Genomic DNA, 18,740 nt, shown 5'->3' on the forward strand with positions numbered 1-18,740 from the left:
TCTTTTGTAGGCCAGGGTTTTTTATTTTTTTTCAAATTGAATACTCCATATTCCGCGCACTTCATTTTCCGAATAACCAATGGCTAAATCGTTCGGGTATAATTTCAATATTTTTGAACGCACTTCAGGCGCCATGTTTTCGGCAGTTCCATGGCATTGTAAACACATGGCATTGGTGGTTATTGGGTAATAAAAATGTATTTTAGTGTCCTTGTCAATGGTAGTTGGCTTTATTTCCTGGTTAGTAGCCACTTGGTTTTTGTAATATTCAATATATTTTAATTCTTCGGCGTTGGCTTTATTTTCAGGGTTTCTGTTTTTATCAGACACTCTTTTAATAATCGCGTTGTGTTTTGTAGACATGCTATCTGTTAACGGAATGGCTTTTATACTACAAAAACTTAAGGCGTCAATCGTACCGTTTTTCTGAATAGCTTCTATTAAATTGAGTCCTAATACTTTTTTTGTTGCCAGGGCATATTCTAAGCCAATGTCTTCAAAAGATTCTGTAGTTGTGTCTGCTGTACTATTATTTTCAACGTTTTTGTTGTTTTTACAGCTTATTAAAAGCAATGATATGAGTAGTAATTGAATTAGTTTCATAGTCTAAATTTAATAAAAACAAATATCATATTAATCATTTACTTTTATGGTAACATAAGTCACTTCAAAAATAATTGAAGAAGTTTTATCAGTTCACTAAGCTGCTTGAGTGTTACTGCAATTAAAATTATTTTTTGTCTTCTGAGGTGTTATGGGTTTTTAGCCATTCTTCACCATCCTTATCTCTAAAGAAATCCATCCATACATAATACATTTCTTTGTTGGCATCTACACTTACAGAATGGCTTGATGCTAATGGGATATGAAGTAGAGAATATTCTGGGAAATCAACCTGTGCGTCATCAGCATAAACAATGGTATTGTTGTCGGTAAGACCTAAAAACAATTGTTCCAGCATGCCATGTACATGGGCGCCAACTTTATCGGGACCAATAGTTTTAACAGTTCCCATGGCCACTCTTGGAATGTATTTATTAGGTAATATGGTTCGGCTTGTTGTTTGCGGACTTTTAATAGGTTCGGTGTACGATTCGCAGTCGGTAAATTTCTTAAAATAGATGGTGTTAATATTTTCTTTTGGAAACGTTTTTATGTCTTCGAAATCCAGTTCGGTCTGGAAAACCGAAATTTTAACGTAATGCAGCGTATCATTGGCTACAGGTTTAAAGCTGATACCTTTTACATTGTTTGGTAGCATAATGGTTTCGGGAACAATTTCATACGTTTTGCCGCCCGAAGTTAAGGTGCCATAGCCTTTTATAAACAGGTAAATGGTTTTGTGCGCCTTATCAATAGCAACCTTTTTAGTAATATCGCTGGTAATAGCAACGTGTTCCGACGTTACTCCTGGAATTTCATTGGCTAAAATAGTTTTGTTTAGTTCTTTTTGATTTGGTTGCAAATTCATTGAAAGAAGTTCAATAGGAATGTCTTGTGCACTAATGGATGTAACAGAGAGAACGAGAGCCGATAAAAGCGGAATAATAAATTTTATACGCATTTGAAATGATTTAAAAAGTGTTGTGTTTAATTGGATTTTTTTTGATTTCTGAAGTTGTAATAGGTAGTTTAAAATATGGTGATAAACGGGCTTAATTAATTTTTTTCAATTTACTGAATAAATCCCAAACCACCACGCCGCAGCTAACAGAAATATTTAAAGAGTGCTTGGTCCCGAACTGCGGTATTTCAATTACCACATCGCTGGCGCTAACTACCTGTTGCGAAACGCCTTTTACTTCGTTACCAAAAACAAGTGCGTAGCTTGTTTCTTTTTCGGGAGTAAAGGTGTCTAGCATGGTTGCGTTTTCGGCTTGTTCTATGGCGCATATGGTTACATTTTCGGCTTTTAGTTTTTCAACCACTTCAAGCGTGTTTTCAACATATTCCCAATCTACCGTTTCGGTACTACCAAGCGCCGTTTTTTGAATGTCTTTATGTGGTGGTGTAGCGGTAATGCCACAGAGATATATTTTTTTAATTAAAAAAGCATCACTTGTTCTAAATACCGAGCCAATATTGTTTAAACTTCGAATGTTATCTAAAATGATAATAAGCGGTGTTTTGCTGACTAATTTAAAATCATCGACGCTTAATCGGTCTAATTCGCTGTTTTTTAGTTTTCTCATTTGGTAAAAATATTCAAAAAAAAACTTCCTTAAAAAAGGAAGTTTGATAATACGATTAAAAAAAGGTCTTAATTAACCGCTTCTTTTGGAGGGTTAACATTACCTTTTATATGAATTATTTTTGAAGGTGCATTTACCGCGTTCGAAACTAATGTAATGCTTTTATTAAATGCGCCAGTTCTTTTTGTATCGTAATGTACTTTTATTGCTGCAGATTTTCCAGGAGCAATAGCTTCTTTTGGCCATGTAGGAACAGTGCAACCACAAGAACCTGTAGCATTGGTAATAACTAAAGGTGTTGTACCTGTATTTGTGAATTTAAATTCTCTGTTTCCATCCGAATTGTTTTCAATAGTTCCGTAATCTAAAGTTTCAGTTTCAAACTCGATGTTCGCTCCTGCTTTTTTTTCTATTACTTGCGATTTTGCAACTTTTGCTTGCGATTGTGCAATCCCTGTAGATACCACTGCTAAAATGGCAAAACTGCACAATAAAATAACTTTTTTCATGGTGAAATAAATTTTTAAGATTTGTGCTAACAAAGTTAAAAAAACTTATTTGTTGGCACATTTTTTAACAGAGTTTTATAAAAATTTTCTTAGAAAACTTCAGGATATTATCATTTTAAGGAATAATAAGAAGAACTGGGGTTGTTATAAACAATTGTAAATAACTTATGTGTAATCTGCTTTATAAAAAATCAAAATAATGTTACTTTAGCATCCCTTGCACTAATTGTAGGTAGAAAATTAAAAACTATTCCATTGGCAAAAAAAGTAACTCCTTTAATGAAACAATACAATGCTATAAAGGCAAAGTATCCAGACGCCTTATTGTTGTTTCGTGTGGGCGATTTTTACGAAACCTTTGGTGAAGATGCTATTAAAACCGCAGGTATTTTAGGGATTATTTTAACCAAACGCGGTGCCGGTAGCGAGAGCGAAATAGAATTAGCAGGGTTTCCGCATCATTCGTTAAATACCTATTTGCCAAAATTGGTAAAAGCGGGAGAGCGTGTGGCTATTTGCGACCAGCTCGAAGATCCTAAACTTACTAAAGATATTGTAAAACGCGGTGTTACCGAGTTGGTTACCCCTGGTGTAGCGTTAAACGATGAGGTATTGGTATCGAAATCCAATAACTTTTTGTGTTCGGTACATTTCGATAAGAAATATATTGGCGTCTCGTTTTTAGATATTTCAACAGGCGAGTTTTTAACCTCTCAAGGGAATGCCGAATACATTGATAAATTACTTCAAAATTTTAATCCGAGCGAAGTGCTTGTTTCTAAACAAAAACGCACCACGTTTAATGAAACTTTCGGAAAAGATTTCCATACCTTTTATATGGAAGATTGGGTATACCAAACCGATTATGCTTACGAAACGCTTATAAAACATTTCAACACAAAAACATTAAAGGGTTTTGGAATAGAAGATTTATATGAAGGCATTATTGCATCGGGTTCTATATTGCATTATTTAGGTGAAACGCAGCACAAAAAGCTACAGCATATTGCATCAATTTCCAGAATTGCCGAAGATGAATATGTTTGGATGGATAAATTCACCATCAGAAATTTAGAGCTTTATAATTCTACGAATAATAATGCGGTAACCCTGTTAAATGTTATCGATAAAACCATTTCGCCAATGGGTGGGCGTATGCTAAAACGTTGGTTGGCATTGCCTTTAAAGAATGTTGATAAAATAAAGCAGCGACATGAAGTGGTTAGTTTTTTCACCAAAGAAACGGCCATACATCAAAAAAATCAGAATCATATTAAACATATAGGCGACTTAGAACGCTTAATTTCTAAAGTAGCCACAGGAAAAGTGAATCCGAGAGAAGTCATTCAGCTTAAAAATTCTCTTGAAGCCATTGTACCTATTAAGTCCTTAGCATCCAATTGCAACAATGAGTCGTTAAAAATTATTGGCGATACACTACAAAGTTGCGATGTGCTTCGTGAGAAAATTAAAGAAATGCTCAACGAAGACGCGCCTGTTAATGTTTTAAAAGGAAAAACAATTGCGGCGGGCTTTTCTTCAGAATTAGATGAATTAAGAGGCTTGTCGAAATCTGGTAAGGACTACTTAGATAAAATGCTTCAGCGCGAAAGCGAGCGCACGGGTATTACCTCTTTAAAAATTGATTCTAATAACGTCTTTGGCTATTATATTGAAGTTAGAAACACGCATAAAGACAAGGTTCCGGAAGAATGGGTAAGAAAACAAACCTTGGTAAGTGCAGAGCGGTATATCACCGAAGAATTAAAAGAGTATGAAGCCAAAATATTAGGTGCCGAAGATAGAATCCTTGCTATAGAACAGCAGTTGTTTGCGGAGTTAGTAAGTTGGCTAAATCAGTACATAAAACCAATACAGCAAAATGCTTTTTTAATTGGGCAATTAGATGGTTTATGCGGGTTTGCACAATTAGCCAACGAAAACAATTACAGGTATCCAACCATCGATGATTCATTCGACCTCGATATTAAAGAGGGTCGCCATCCTGTTATAGAAAAGCAGTTGCCTATTGGAGAAGCTTACATAGCAAACGATGTATATTTAGATAGAGCAACCCAACAAATCATCATGATTACGGGTCCGAATATGTCTGGTAAATCGGCCATATTACGGCAAACAGCGCTTATTGTGTTATTGGCTCAAATAGGAAGTTTTGTACCTGCTAAAGAAGCAAGAATTGGGTTGGTAGATAAAATTTTCACCAGAGTAGGTGCCAGCGATAATATTTCGATGGGCGAATCTACCTTTATGGTTGAAATGAATGAAACCGCTTCCATATTAAATAATATTTCCGATAGAAGTTTGGTGTTATTAGATGAAATTGGGCGGGGTACCAGTACTTATGATGGTATTTCTATTGCATGGGCTATTAGCGAATATTTACACGAACATCCGGCAAAGCCTAAAACATTATTTGCTACCCATTATCATGAGTTGAATGAAATGGCCGAAACATTCGGGAGAATTAAAAACTTTAATGTTTCTGTAAAAGAATTGAAAGATAATGTGCTTTTTTTAAGAAAACTGGTTGAAGGAGGAAGCGCTCATAGTTTTGGCATTCATGTGGCGAAAATGGCAGGCATGCCGCAGCAAGTTTTGCATCGCGCCAATGCTATTTTGAAGAAATTAGAGAAGTCTCATAGTAGCGAAGAACTTACAGATAAGGTAAAAACGCTAAATGATGAGATGCAACTCAGTTTTTTTAATTTAGACGACCCGTTGCTCGAAAATATAAAAGAGGAAATATTACATATTGATATTGATACACTTACGCCTGTTGAAGCACTTATGAAACTCAACGAAATTAAGCGAATGTTGGTCAAGAAAAAACGCGCTTAAAATAAATTTGATTTATTTTACTAAAAGGCTTTGCATTTAATAGAAATATTTTAAATTTGCATCCGCAATAGAGATGTTGCACGCCTGCAAAGCGCAGGTAAGTTCTTAAAAAACTGCGAAAGTAGCTCAGGGGTAGAGCATCACCTTGCCAAGGTGAGGGTCGCGGGTTCAAATCCCGTCTTTCGCTCTGAAACTTTCTAAAAAACATACCAAGTCGATGTGCTAAGCACAATCGAAGTATGCTGAAGTGGTGGAATTGGTAGACACGTTGGACTTAAAATCCAATGAACATTAGTTCGTGCGGGTTCAAGTCCCGCCTTCAGTACTAAAGCCTTTACAATATTTTTTGTAAAGGCTTTTTTTATACGCCAATTTTACCTTTTAACAGACTATTTTAGCTTTAATGGTTATAAAAATCAAGATATTCGACTTTATTTGGCCATTACTTATATATTTGTAAAATTAAAAATTATAAATTATGGAAAGTAAATACAGTAAATGGTATCATCCTTATAAAATCTCTAAAGATTATTCAAAAAAAGCAGCCTATTTCAGTATGGAATTTGGCATTGATCAAGCATTAAAAATTTATTCTGGCGGACTTGGCTTTTTAGCAGGGTCGCATATGCGTTCGGCATTCGAGCTAAAACAGAATATGATTGGTATTGGGATGCTTTGGAAATATGGATATTATGACCAAGCTAGAAATGAAGACCAAACCCTTCGAACCGATTTTATTGAAAAAACATACGATTTTCTTGAAGATACTGGGATTGAAGTAGAAATAAAACTGCACGATAACCCACATGTAAAAGTACGCGCTTATGTTCTAAAACCTGAAATTTTCGGAACGGTGCCAATTTATTTATTAAGTACCGATGTTGAGGGTAACGATTTTATATCTAAAACAATTACAAATCATTTATACGATGCTAATAATTTAACCCGTATATCGCAAAGTATTGTGTTAGGTATTGGTGGCGCTAAAGTTGTAGAAGCTTTAGGAGGTGCAGATATCTATCATTTAAATGAAGGACATGCGTTACCAGCGTTTTATTATTTAAAAGACCAAGGCGTAAAGAAAAAACAAATGGTGTTTACAACACACACACCAGAAAAGGCGGGTAACGAAGAGCATGATGCCAGACATTTAAACCGTTGTGGATTTTTCGGAAGAACGTATTCTGAAGAAGAATTAGGTAAAGAAATGGTAAATGGTAGTATGATCAATTATACGGTTTCGGCTTTAAGATTTGCTAGAAAGTCTAATGCGGTGTCAAAATTACACAGTGTTGTTGCTAACGATATGTGGAAAGATTTTGATGGAATTAGCAAAATAATACCAATAACGAATGCCCAAAATCAATTGTTCTGGCAAGATGATGTTATTGGAAAGGCGTGGACCAAAGGAAATGCCAAGGCTTATAAAGCTAGAAAAACAGAGCTTAAAAGCGAATTGTTTCAAGAGGTTTTAGAGCAAACAGGCAAGCGTTTCGATCCTAATGTGTTAACCTTTGTGTGGGCAAGACGCTTTGCGGGATATAAGAGAGCCGATTTGTTATTGCATGATTTAGAGCGTTTTCATAAATTAATTTCAAACAGTAAATATCCAGTTCAAATTATTTGGGCAGGAAAGCCTTATCCGTTCGATTATTATGCGATCGATATTTTTAATCATTTAATCCATCATTCTAAAAATCATCCAAATTTAGCGGTTTTAGTAGGCTACGAAATCGATTTGTCTAGAAAACTAAAATGCGGATCGGATGTGTGGTTAAATACTCCAAGAATTACCAGAGAAGCTTCTGGAACTAGTGGTATGACGGCTGCAATGAACGGTTCGGTAAACGTTTCAACCAACGATGGTTGGATACCAGAATTTGAAAAAGATGGCGAAAATTGTTTTGTGTTGCCAACAATCGATTATAAATTACCAGTTTGGGAGCAAGATAAAATAGATGCTAACAATTTATACGAAATATTAGAGAATAAAGTGATTCCAACGTATTACGATACGCCTAAAAAATGGCAAGACATTGTATTTAAAGCGATGGATGATGTGATTCCAGAATTTTCTGCAAATACCTTAGCCGATAAATATTATAAAGAATTGTACTAAAAGTTTTTTTAAAACTTTATAGCAAAAGTCCAAACCCGAATTTAAATTTTAAATTCGGGTTTTTTGTTTTTTATCATCACAGGATTGCTGATTTTATTATACAATCAATGTTAAATTTTAAAATTTTGTTTGACCTATTAAAATTATAAGTATATTTACATACCAGAACAGAACAGGACGGATGGTTTTGACAATATGGAGTTTGATATAAATTTTAATAGTGATATTCCTAAATATCAACAATTAGTAAACGCAATTAACGATGCGTTATCTAATAATTCGCTATCCAGCGGCGAAGCATTACCTTCTGTAAACAGCATTTGTAAAGACTATAAATTATCCAGAGATACGGTTTTTAAAGCATATTCAATTTTAAAGGATAATGGTGTTATTGAATCGGTACCCAATAAAGGGTATTACGTGGCCAACGACACGCGCAAAGTGTTATTGGTTTTAGATACGTTTAAAGCGTACAAGGAAGTTTTATATCATGCTTTTGTAAATAATTTGCCCAAAAATGTTATTGTAGATGTGCAATTTCATCATTATAACATAAATAATTTCAAGACTATTTTAAATAATAGCAAGGGTAAATATTACAAATATGTGGTGATGACATTTAATCATAAGGAAGTTTCAGATGTCTTATCAGATATTGATAACGACAAGCTTTTGCTTATCGATTGGAATGTGCATTCAAAAGCTTCAAATAATTATGTGTTTCAAGATTTTGGTAAATCGTTTTATAACGCATTAGAAGGTGCAATTTCAGCTTTTAAAAAATATAAGAAACTGGTGTTTGTTTACCCGACTTTCACCAAACATCCTGTGGAATCTGTTACCTATTTTAAAAAATTCTGTGAAGCCAATGGCTTTAAATATAAGATTATAACAGACCCTGCCGAATTTATTATTGCAAAACATGAAGCCTATATAAGTGTAAGCGATAGGATATTAGGCATGTTTTTAGAACAATGCAGAACCAAAAATTTTGAACCGGGAACCGACGTGGGCTTTTTATCATATAACGAAACACCTACCAAAAAGTTTATATATAAAGGTATTTCGGTGGTGTCAACCAATTTTCAGGAATTGGGCGCCACAGCAGCCGCTTTTATTACCAACGATAAAACAATTCAAAGTTATATACCAACAAAATTAATATTAAGAGAATCATTGTAAATTATGTACTATTTAGGATTAGATATAGGTAGTTCTTCCATTAAAGCCGCTTTGGTTGAAATAGCTACGGGCAAAAGTTTGGGAGTTGTGCAAGAACCAGAAAAAGAAATGGGCATGTTTGCTCAAAAAAATGGTTGGGCAGAACAAAAACCAGACGATTGGTGGCATCATGTATGCAACGCCATTACCAAATTAAAAAAACAATACAATGTGTCTAGAACACAAATAAAAGGTATTGGTATTTCGTATCAAATGCACGGTTTGGTAGTTGTAGATAAACAAGGTAGTCCTCTTAGAAAAAGCATTATTTGGTGCGATAGTAGAGCGGTAGAAACAGGAAACAAAGCATTTACAGCTATTGGAGAAGATGTTTGTGCGTCGCATCTGCTAAATTCGCCAGCCAATTTTACAGCATCTAAATTAAAGTGGGTAAAAGAGAACGAACCAGACATATATAAAAACATTTATAAATTTATGCTTCCAGGCGATTACGTAGCCTACAAATTTTCCAATACCATAAACACCACCATTTCTGGATTGTCTGAAGGTATATTTTGGGATTTCAAGAAAGATGAGGTTGCCGGTTTTCTTATAGAACATTACGGCATCGATAAAAATTTAGTGCCTGATATTGTCGATACCTTTGGGATGCAGTCCGAAGTAGATAAACAAGGAGAGACCGATAGCGGTATCGCTGCCGGAACGCCTATATTTTATCGGGCCGGCGATCAGCCTAATAATGCCTTGTCGCTAAACGTATTCAATCCGGGCGAAGTTGCCGCAACAGGAGGTACTTCGGGCGTGTTTTATGCCGTAACAGAAAGTCTTTCGGGTAAAGAAAGTACGCGTGTTAATAATTTTGCACACGTTAATTATAAAAAATCAATTCCGAGAATAGGCAAGTTGTTAAATATTAACGGTGCAGGCATTCAGTATCGTTGGTTACTAAATAATTTGGCGGTAAGTAGTTACGAAGAAATGAACAACCTAGCATCCGAAATTCCAGTAGGATCCGATGGCGTATGTTTAATTCCTTTCGGCAATGGCGCCGAGCGTATGTTAAATAACAAAGAAATCGGTACCCGTATCGTCAATCTCAATTTGAACAACCACCACAAAGGACACATATGTCGTGCGGCACTCGAAGGTATCGCCTTTTCATTCGTGTATGGTATGGAAATTTTAAAGTCCGATGGTATCAAACCCACCGTTATACGCGCCGGAAACGACAATTTATTCCGATCAGAAATTTTCGCGAACACCGTGGCGACCTTAATCGAGCAAGAAATAGAAATTTACAACACCACAGGCGCTATAGGGGCCGCAAGAGCAGCAGGGTTGCACAAAGGCGATTTCGATAGCTTCGGAAAAGCCATCATCGACAACGACCATGTTATGACTTTCATGCCTTTTAAAGACAAAACCAAATATCAAGAAGCCTATAACAACTGGAAATCCGAATTAGAAATCATTTTAAACAGCAAAAAATAATCAATAATCAATAAAAAATAGAAAATAATTTTTAGGGCGTTACCACTCCCGATAGCTATCGGGAGGTCGGGCTTTCGCAACTCGCTTTTTTTGTTATGTCACCTTGAGCGCAGTCGAAAGGTCTTTTAACAACAAAAAAGAGCTCAAACAAATTGCTCAATCCCTAACGCAAATCGTAACACCAAATAATCAATTAAACAAATAAGCAAATCCACAAATAAACATTTAAAACATGGCATTAATAGGAAACAAAGAATACTACAAAGGTATCGGAGACATTAAGTTTGAAGGAAAAGAATCAGACAACCCATTAGCATTTAAATACTACAACCCAGACCAAGTGGTTGCTGGTAAAACCATGCGCGAACATTTTAAATTTTCAGTAGCATACTGGCACACCTTCTGTGGTCAAGGAAGTGATCCATTTGGTCCAGGAACACAAAATTTTGCTTGGGATCAATCATCTGATGCTGTTCAGGCAGCTAAAGACAAAGCCGATGCAGCGTTCGAATTCATCACCAAAATGGGCTTCGGTTACTACTGTTTTCACGATTTCGATTTAATTCGTGAAGGAGCAACTTTTGCAGAATCAGAAAACAGATTAGCTACCATCACCGATTATTTAAAGCAAAAACAAGCAGCATCAAACGTGAAATTACTTTGGGGAACAGCGAACTGTTTTTCAAACCCACGTTACATGAACGGCGCGTCAACAAACCCAGATTTTAATGTGGTTGCTCGTGCTGGCGGACAAATAAAATTAGCTTTAGATGCTACAATGGCTCTAAACGGAGAAAACTATGTGTTTTGGGGAGGTCGTGAAGGTTATATGACTTTACTCAATACCGATATGGGTCGTGAGTTAGACCACATGGGGCAGTTTTTAGCTATGTGTAGAGATTACGCAAGAGCACAAGGGTTTAAAGGTAATTTCTTTATCGAGCCGAAACCAATGGAACCATCTAAGCATCAGTACGATTTTGATACGGCGACTGCGATTGGTTTCTTAAAAGAATATGGTTTAGATAAAGATTTCAAAATTAATATCGAAGTAAATCACGCTACGTTGGCACAACACACATTCCAACACGAAATTGAAGTGGCTGCAAAAGCAGGTATGTTAGGAAGTTTAGATGCAAACCGTGGTGATTACCAAAACGGTTGGGATACAGACCAGTTCCCAAATAACATTCAAGAAACAACCGAAGCCATGTTGGTATTCTTAAAAGCAGGAGGCTTACAAGGTGGTGGTGTTAATTTTGATGCGAAGATTAGAAGAAACTCTACAGATATGGAAGACGTGTTTTTAGCTCACATTGGTGGTGCAGATACCTTCGCTAGAGCGTTGTTGATTGCAGATAAAATCATCACATCTTCACCTTACGAAAAATTAAGAAAAGAGCGTTACGCATCATTCGATTCTGGAAAAGGAAAAGATTTTGAAAACGGAAAATTAAGTTTACAGGATTTATACAAAATAGCTCTAGAAAATGGCGAATTACCATTAATAAGTGGTAAACAAGAATTGTTCGAAAATATTATTAATCAATATATTTAATCATTCAATAATATGGAAACACCAACTAACACCAGTTATTTACTAAAATTAACCTTAGTTGCAACACTAGGAGGGCTCTTATTTGGATACGACACTGCAGTTATATCCGGAACAGTAAGTTCATTAGAAAGTTTTTTCGTCCTTCCCTTTGGACTAGGAGAAATGGAAGCAAATGCGCGCTTGGGCTTTGTTGTTTCCAGTGCTTTAATTGGATGTATTATCGGCGGAATTTCAGGCGGAATTGTCAGTAAAAAATTAGGTAGAAAAAACGGTTTAATTTTAGCGGCAGTACTTTTTTTATTGTCTGCATTTGGTTCTGCAATGCCAGAAATGTTATTAAAACCAATTGGAGAAGCAGATCATACTTTTATTTACATCTTTATTGTTTATAGAATAATTGGCGGTATTGGTGTTGGTTTAGCATCTATGCTTTCACCGTTATATATTGCCGAAATTGCTCCTGCCAAAATTCGAGGAAAACTAGTGTCTTTAAATCAGTTTGCAATTATTTTTGGTATGCTGGTGGTTTATTTTGTGAACTACTATATTGCTAGTCAAGGTGATGATACTTGGTTAAATGCCGTAGGTTGGAGATGGATGTTTGCCTCAGAAATTATACCAGCATCGTTGTTTTTGTTTATGCTAATTTTTGTTCCCGACACGCCAAGATCTTTGGTTTTAAAATCGCAGCCAGAAAAAGCGTTAGATATTTTAACGAAAGTGAATGGTGCAATCGAAGCTAAAAAAATACTTGCCGATATTCAAAATACGGTGGTTAGTCATTCAGGGAAATTATTTTCTTATGGTATGACGGTTATTGTAATTGGAGTTTTATTGTCTGTTTTTCAGCAGTTTGTAGGTATCAATGTTGTGTTGTATTATGCGCCCGAAATTTTTAAAAGCATGGGTTCAGGTACCGATGTAGCATTATTACAAACCATCATAGTTGGTGCTGTTAACTTATTGTTTACCGTATTAGCAATAATGACGGTAGATAAATATGGCAGAAAACCTTTAATGATTATCGGTGCTCTAGGAATGGCAATCTCCATGTTTGCTTTAGGAACAACTTTCTTTATGGAATCGGTTGGTTTTGGAGCTTTAATTTTCATGCTCATTTATGTGGCAAGTTTCGCCATGAGTTGGGGGCCTGTTTGTTGGGTATTATTATCTGAAATTTTCCCGAATAAAATTCGCGGAAGAGCTTTAGCAGTTGCAGTTGCAGCACAATGGATTTCAAATTATTTGGTATCTTGGACTTTCCCAATGATGGATAAGAACTCATATTTGTTAGAAAAATTCAATCATGGATTTGCCTATTGGATTTATGGCATTATGGGATTGTTAGCCATGTTTTTAGTATGGAAATTTGTGCCAGAAACCAAAGGAAAAACATTGGAAGAATTGGAAGAAGTCTGGAAAAAGAAATAATTTCTTAATAAAATATCCCAAAATAAAAATGGCCTTCAAGCAATTGAAGGTCATTTTTTATTTTATAGTGTCCCGAACATTTATATTTTTCTATGCTTCAAAAAAAACTATTGGTCTTATAATTATGTAGATTCTTTCAAAAGTAAATTTTACAACCACCTTAATTAAGTCCCTATAAATCACAAAAATCGACATGATTTTTGAATAAAATCCTCATAAAAAATTTAGAAACGATAATCGACAAAAGGTATAAAAAATCCTTTGAAAATAAAAAATAATGCATTTCATCGAAAAAAAGTTACATTTCATGGATTTTTTTTATATTTTTGATTTTTGTTAATGATAAATAATTGCGGTTAAAAATTAGTTAGGTATTAAACAAAACCGCAATAGCATACTAGGGGATTTCTTTTTTTTGGGTTTAGATTATGATTTTGAGAAGGGTTAAAGGAAGTTTTAATTAGTATTAAAAACGATTATTAATAAAACAGAATTATAAAACTAAGAAACCAAATATTTTTAAAATCTCTCAGAAGAATGAAAGTCCCAAATCTAGTTATCATGAGGAAAATTACCTTTTTTAAACATGTACTTGTTCTTTTATTGTTATTAAATGGCTTGCAGGCTATTGCTCAAAATTTTGTGCCTTTCAACCCCAGATTTAATCAGGACGTTAAAGGGGATATTCTTTTAATAGGTAACAATATTCTAGGGCCTAATAATAATGCATATAACGATAATAACGCCTATAATAACAATGTCCGTATGCGGTATATTGATATTGATGGTGATAATTCTACATTTAGTTCATCGAGTGCCGATTTAGTAATTCCTAACCCTGCATGTTATGAAATTATTTACGCTGGTTTGTATTGGGGCGCAGTAACACCAGGAGCTGCACCAATTACTAATGTAAGATTTAAAGGGCCTTCAGGGGGGTATAATGATATTACAGGTACTGTTATTTATAATGCGGGTGGTTCTCAGGTTAGTAATAGTTTTCCTTATGCTTGTTATGCTAACGTCACTTCGATAGTAAGGGGTTTAGCAAATAATCAAGGTACTTATACAGTTGGTAATGTCTCATCTGCTGAAGGTAGAACAAGCGATTTTGGAAATGGAACCGGCTATTCAGCAGGCTGGTCTTTGTTTGTAGTTTATCAAGATCCTACATTGCCTGGAAAATCTATTACAAGCTTCGATGGGTTTAGCGCCATTAGTAGTTCTGTGAACTTAGATGTTCCTGTTTCAGGATTTCGCACAGTTCCAGCACCAACTCCGGTTAGAGCTAACTTTGCTTTTGCTGCCTTAGAAGGTGATAAACCAATAAGTGGAGACAGACTAAGAATAAATGGTACTAGTTTGTCCGCTTCAGACCGCCATTGGAATAACTTTTTCAATAGTTCGGTAACCCAATTAAGTGGTTTGCCAGTTAATAACAGAAACCCCAACAGTACTAATACTTTAGGGTTTGATACAGGTATTTTAAATGTTCCAAATCCAAGCAATACCGTCATAGCTAACGATGCGACTTCTGCAGTGGTGCGGTTAGAGAGTTCGCAAGATGCGTATTTCCCTTATTTCTATGCTTTTGCTGTCGAAATTATTGAACCAAAGATTGTACTTACTAAAATTGTAGAGGATATTTATGGAAATGATATTGGAGGTCAGGATGTAACACTTGGAGACCAATTAAATTACGTTATCGGATTTCAAAATACAGGAAATGATAATGCGACTCAATTTACTATTAAGGATATATTGCCAATAAATGTAGTTTTCAATTATCCTGCCGATATAGGAATTCTGCCATCTGGAGTAACGGTACAAAGCTACAACCCAGCAACGCGAGAAATTATTTTTAGAGTTGATGATTCTGTTGTTGAAGTAAATGATCCAGTCTTAGAGATTCGTTTATCAGTTCGGGTTGTGCCATTGTGTAATATGCTAAGTGATGCTTGTTCTAATAGCATAAACAACCAAGCCTATGCAACTTATAGAGGAAATACAAACCCATCGTATGCCATATCAGACGACCCAAGTTTAAACACGAATACAGGTTGTTTGTTAATACCTAAGGCGACAAATTTTTTAGTAGGAGTAGATGATTGTTTATTTACAGGCACCGAAGTGCTTTGTGGTGCAACAGTAGAATTAACGGCAGCAAATGGATATAGTTCTTATTCATGGTCAACCAGCCCAACGGGAACTCCGGTAATTGGAACGACTCAATCTATAACCGTATCAAACACAGGAACGTATTACGTTCATAATACAGCTATTGCACCTTGTTTATCTATTAATCAAGAGATTACAGTTGTGCCGTTTGGAGGCGTCTTAACAAATCCTGTAATTCCTTATGCCGATGAGGTAGCGATATGTCCGAATGATGGTAAGCAATTACCTAATATCTTTTTGTGTGGTGCGAATGCGTCAAGAGAAATTACGACTGGTATTTCGGATGGATCCACCATTATTTGGGAAAAGTTAAATGAATCTAGTTGTGCCGCTGTTTTTAGTCCTAATTGTGCCAATGAGAATACTTCATGTACATGGACACAAGTTGGCACCGGACCAGATTATACGGTAACCACTTCAGGACAATTTAGATTAACATTAAATTATTCAGGAGGCTGTTTTAATCGATTTTACTTCAACTCTTATCAAAATTTATTAAACCCAACCGTAACAACTCAAGACATTATTTGTACCACACCTGGTAGAATAACAGTTGGTGGGGTTCCTGGGGGATATGAATATAGTTTAGATGGGTCAACATATCAGTCTAGCAATATTTTTACTATCAATACACAAAATACCTATACGGTTTACATAAGACAAGTTGGTGTTACTTCCAACCCTTGTATATTTACTGTGCCAGATATTCAAATTAGACGCAGAAACTTTACGGTTTCAACAATCGTTACACCTCCACTATGTAATGGTGGAAAAGGAACAGTGAGATTAGCAGCTAATGATGTTAGACCACAATATACGTATTCCATTTATAGCGGTGCAACACTTGTAAATAGTGTGGGACCAATTACTCAAGGAAATTATACGTTTGCTGATTTAAATCCCGGCACCTATAATACCCGCGTAGAAACAGAAGATGGTTGCGTGTATACCGGTTCAGTAACAATTACGAATCCAGCGTTATTAACAGCCACCGCGGCAATCACAAAACCGTTAACATGTACAGATGGTGAAATTACTGTTTATCCAACTGGAGGTACAGCCCCATATTTTTATTTTGTAAATAGTACTACAGAGTTTCAAGATTACCCAGAAATTGAGGTTACAACCTCAGGTGTGTATAATATTACTGTTGTTGATTCGAACAATTGTAGTACCACCACATCAATAACCGTAAATGCCACACCACCACCTGTATTTAATATCACGAAAACAGATATATTATGTAGCGGTTCGGGGAATACTGGCAGCATAAATATTAATGTAACAAATGCCAATGGTAACAGCTTATTGTATAGTATCGATAACGGTGCGACCTTTGTTAGTTCTCCTACTTTTACTGGACTAGCTGATGGAAATTATGAGGTTGTAGTGCAATATACTACTGGTCCGGACGCTTGTACTTCAACACCGCAGACTATAAATATTGCAACCTTGCCAGCAGTTACAGGAACGGCAACTTTAACAACGCCTTATACTTGTACAACAACAGGAGTTATTACTGTTTCTGGAGTTTCAGGAGGAACGGCTCCTTATTCATATAGTATTAACGGTGTTACTTTTCAACCGGGGCTTACGTTTTCAGGACTAACAAATGGCACGTATACGATTACTATAAGAGACGCCAACGGATGTACATTTAATACAAGTTCAATCAATATAGCGCCTTTAACACCACCAACCGATTTAACATTTAGTAGTTCGGCGTTAACATGTCCAACCAACACCTCTACAGTTACTATAACTGGTACAACGGGCGGTTTTGGAGCCTTAGAATATCAAATAATAGCACCAGCAGGTGCTGCAACGGCGTACCAATCTTCAAATACATTTTCAGGATTAGCGCCAAACACCTACACATTTCAGGTAAGAGATGCTAAAGATTGTGTTTATAACGAATCTTATACCATCACGCCATTACCTGCATTAACGGTTGTAGGTCAATTGATAAATGATGTTACTTGTTTTGGAGGTTCTAGCGGGTCAGTTAGATATACTGTTTCTGGTACTTCAGGATTTACATATACTATTAATGGAGGGGCATCAATTGCTGGTACATCACCAATAAACCTAACAGGGTTAGCAGCGGGATCGTATACCATAGTTGTTACCAATACAGCAACAAATTGTCAAGCAACAACTTCGGTAACAGTGAGTCAGCCTGCTGCGGCACTTAGTGCAACAACTGTAGCGAGTCCTATTACTTGTAATACAAATGGAAGTGTTGTAATTAATGCTACTGGTGGCTGGGGAGGATACTCTTATAGCTTAACGCAACCCGATGCATCTGTTTTGCCTGCACAAGGAAGCAATACTTTTAATAATTTAACACAAGTTGGTACATATATCGCATCTGTTACAGATTCTAATGGTTGTGTTGTAACAAGTTCGTTTGCATTAACTACGCCAGGTATTCCAACAGCAAGCATCAGTGCAGCTTCTAATTTCTGTTACGATGGTGTAACCGGTGCGTCATTAATAGTGAATGCTTCTGGAGGACAAACACCTTATGAATATAACATTAACGGTGGACCATATCAAACAAGCAATACCTTTAATAATTTAGTACCAGGAAACTATACAATAATTGTACGAGATGCATATGGATGTAGTGTTACCTTACCGGTACAAACTATAGCAGCACAATTATCTGTAAATACAGTTTTAACCAAAGAATTAGATTGTACCGCATCACCAAATGCAGTAATTACTGGAACTATTGCTGGCGGTTATGCGCCTTTTACGTATGAGGTTTCTATAAATAGTGGTGCATATGCGTCATTAGGTTCAACCGGAACACCATTCACCTATTCAACTGTAACGGCAGCAACATATCAATTTAGAGTAACTGATGCCAGAAATTGTCAATCGGTGTCAAATGTGATTACGATTAGTACAATAACTAATCCTACAGTTTCAGCAACCACAACAAATGTAAGTTGTAATGGGGCTTCTGATGGATCCGCACAATTAGTTGGTTCAGGAGGTTCTGGAGGTTATACGTTTAGTAATGACAATGTAACATTTACAGCGTCGTCTCTATTCACCGGTTTATCAAACGGTTCGCATACGTTTTATGTTAGAGATAGTAAAAACTGTACTTCTAGCGTAACGGTGAACATCACCCAGCCAACGCCATTAGCAGCCACAGCAAGTGCTACGGCCTTTAGTTGTAGTGCTACTAATGCCAAACAATCGGCAGT

At 36.0% G+C, this 18,740-nt stretch carries 10 protein-coding genes, 2 tRNA genes and 1 pseudogene; 9 read left to right on the forward strand and 4 right to left on the reverse strand.

Translation table 11 applies throughout. The features are described 5' to 3' along the window. Nucleotides 1-21: 21 nt before the first annotated feature. The 4 genes from ACFQ0I_RS16890 to ACFQ0I_RS16905 form a co-directional block, all read right to left on the reverse strand. Entirely contained in the window at nucleotides 22-603 is a 582-nt protein-coding gene (locus tag ACFQ0I_RS16890; protein WP_379944168.1) for a Tll0287-like domain-containing protein, read from the reverse strand. Between the two features lie 127 nt (nucleotides 604-730). Next, complete coding sequence (locus ACFQ0I_RS16895) at nucleotides 731-1,564, reverse strand: hypothetical protein (protein ID WP_379944169.1); 834 nt, start codon at nucleotides 1,562-1,564, stop codon at nucleotides 731-733. Between the two features lie 91 nt (nucleotides 1,565-1,655). Beyond that, on the reverse strand, nucleotides 1,656-2,192 hold the full coding sequence (locus ACFQ0I_RS16900; RefSeq protein ID WP_379944170.1) for an RNA methyltransferase: 537 nt from the start codon (nucleotides 2,190-2,192) through the stop codon (nucleotides 1,656-1,658). A gap of 68 nt (nucleotides 2,193-2,260) precedes the next feature. Then, nucleotides 2,261-2,701 carry a DUF1573 domain-containing protein gene (locus tag ACFQ0I_RS16905; RefSeq protein WP_379944171.1) on the reverse strand — a complete coding sequence of 147 codons (441 nt, stop codon included), beginning with the start codon at nucleotides 2,699-2,701 and terminating at the stop codon, nucleotides 2,261-2,263. Between the two features lie 279 nt (nucleotides 2,702-2,980). Between ACFQ0I_RS16905 and mutS the strand changes: the two genes are divergently transcribed. The 9 genes and pseudogenes from mutS to ACFQ0I_RS16950 all read left to right on the forward strand — a co-directional run. Next, nucleotides 2,981-5,560, forward strand: a complete 2,580-nt coding sequence (gene mutS / locus ACFQ0I_RS16910; RefSeq protein WP_379944177.1) for a DNA mismatch repair protein MutS — start codon at nucleotides 2,981-2,983, stop codon at nucleotides 5,558-5,560. A 115-nt stretch (nucleotides 5,561-5,675) separates the two neighbouring features. Then, nucleotides 5,676-5,747: transfer RNA gene (locus ACFQ0I_RS16915), tRNA-Gly, on the forward strand. A 54-nt stretch (nucleotides 5,748-5,801) separates the two neighbouring features. Next, nucleotides 5,802-5,885, forward strand: a tRNA-Leu gene (locus tag ACFQ0I_RS16920). Nucleotides 5,886-6,038: 153 nt separating this feature from the next. Then, nucleotides 6,039-7,679, forward strand: a complete 1,641-nt coding sequence (glgP, locus tag ACFQ0I_RS16925) for an alpha-glucan family phosphorylase (protein WP_379944172.1) — start codon at nucleotides 6,039-6,041, stop codon at nucleotides 7,677-7,679. Between the two features lie 195 nt (nucleotides 7,680-7,874). Beyond that, nucleotides 7,875-8,861, forward strand: coding sequence for a GntR family transcriptional regulator (locus ACFQ0I_RS16930; RefSeq protein WP_379944173.1), 987 nt, complete (start codon nucleotides 7,875-7,877; stop codon nucleotides 8,859-8,861). Nucleotides 8,862-8,864: 3 nt separating this feature from the next. Further along, nucleotides 8,865-10,352, forward strand: coding sequence for a xylulokinase (locus ACFQ0I_RS16935; RefSeq protein ID WP_379944174.1), 1,488 nt, complete (start codon nucleotides 8,865-8,867; stop codon nucleotides 10,350-10,352). Between the two features lie 232 nt (nucleotides 10,353-10,584). Beyond that, complete coding sequence (xylA, locus tag ACFQ0I_RS16940) at nucleotides 10,585-11,910, forward strand: xylose isomerase (RefSeq protein ID WP_379944175.1); 1,326 nt, start codon at nucleotides 10,585-10,587, stop codon at nucleotides 11,908-11,910. Between the two features lie 12 nt (nucleotides 11,911-11,922). Beyond that, entirely contained in the window at nucleotides 11,923-13,341 is a 1,419-nt protein-coding gene (gene xylE, locus ACFQ0I_RS16945) for a D-xylose transporter XylE (RefSeq protein ID WP_379944176.1), read from the forward strand. A 561-nt stretch (nucleotides 13,342-13,902) separates the two neighbouring features. Then, nucleotides 13,903-18,740, forward strand: a pseudogene (locus ACFQ0I_RS16950) (T9SS type B sorting domain-containing protein); the annotation flags it as partial.

The sequence above is a fragment of the Mariniflexile aquimaris genome, assembly GCF_042676825.1.
GTDB lineage: Bacteria > Bacteroidota > Bacteroidia > Flavobacteriales > Flavobacteriaceae > Mariniflexile > Mariniflexile aquimaris.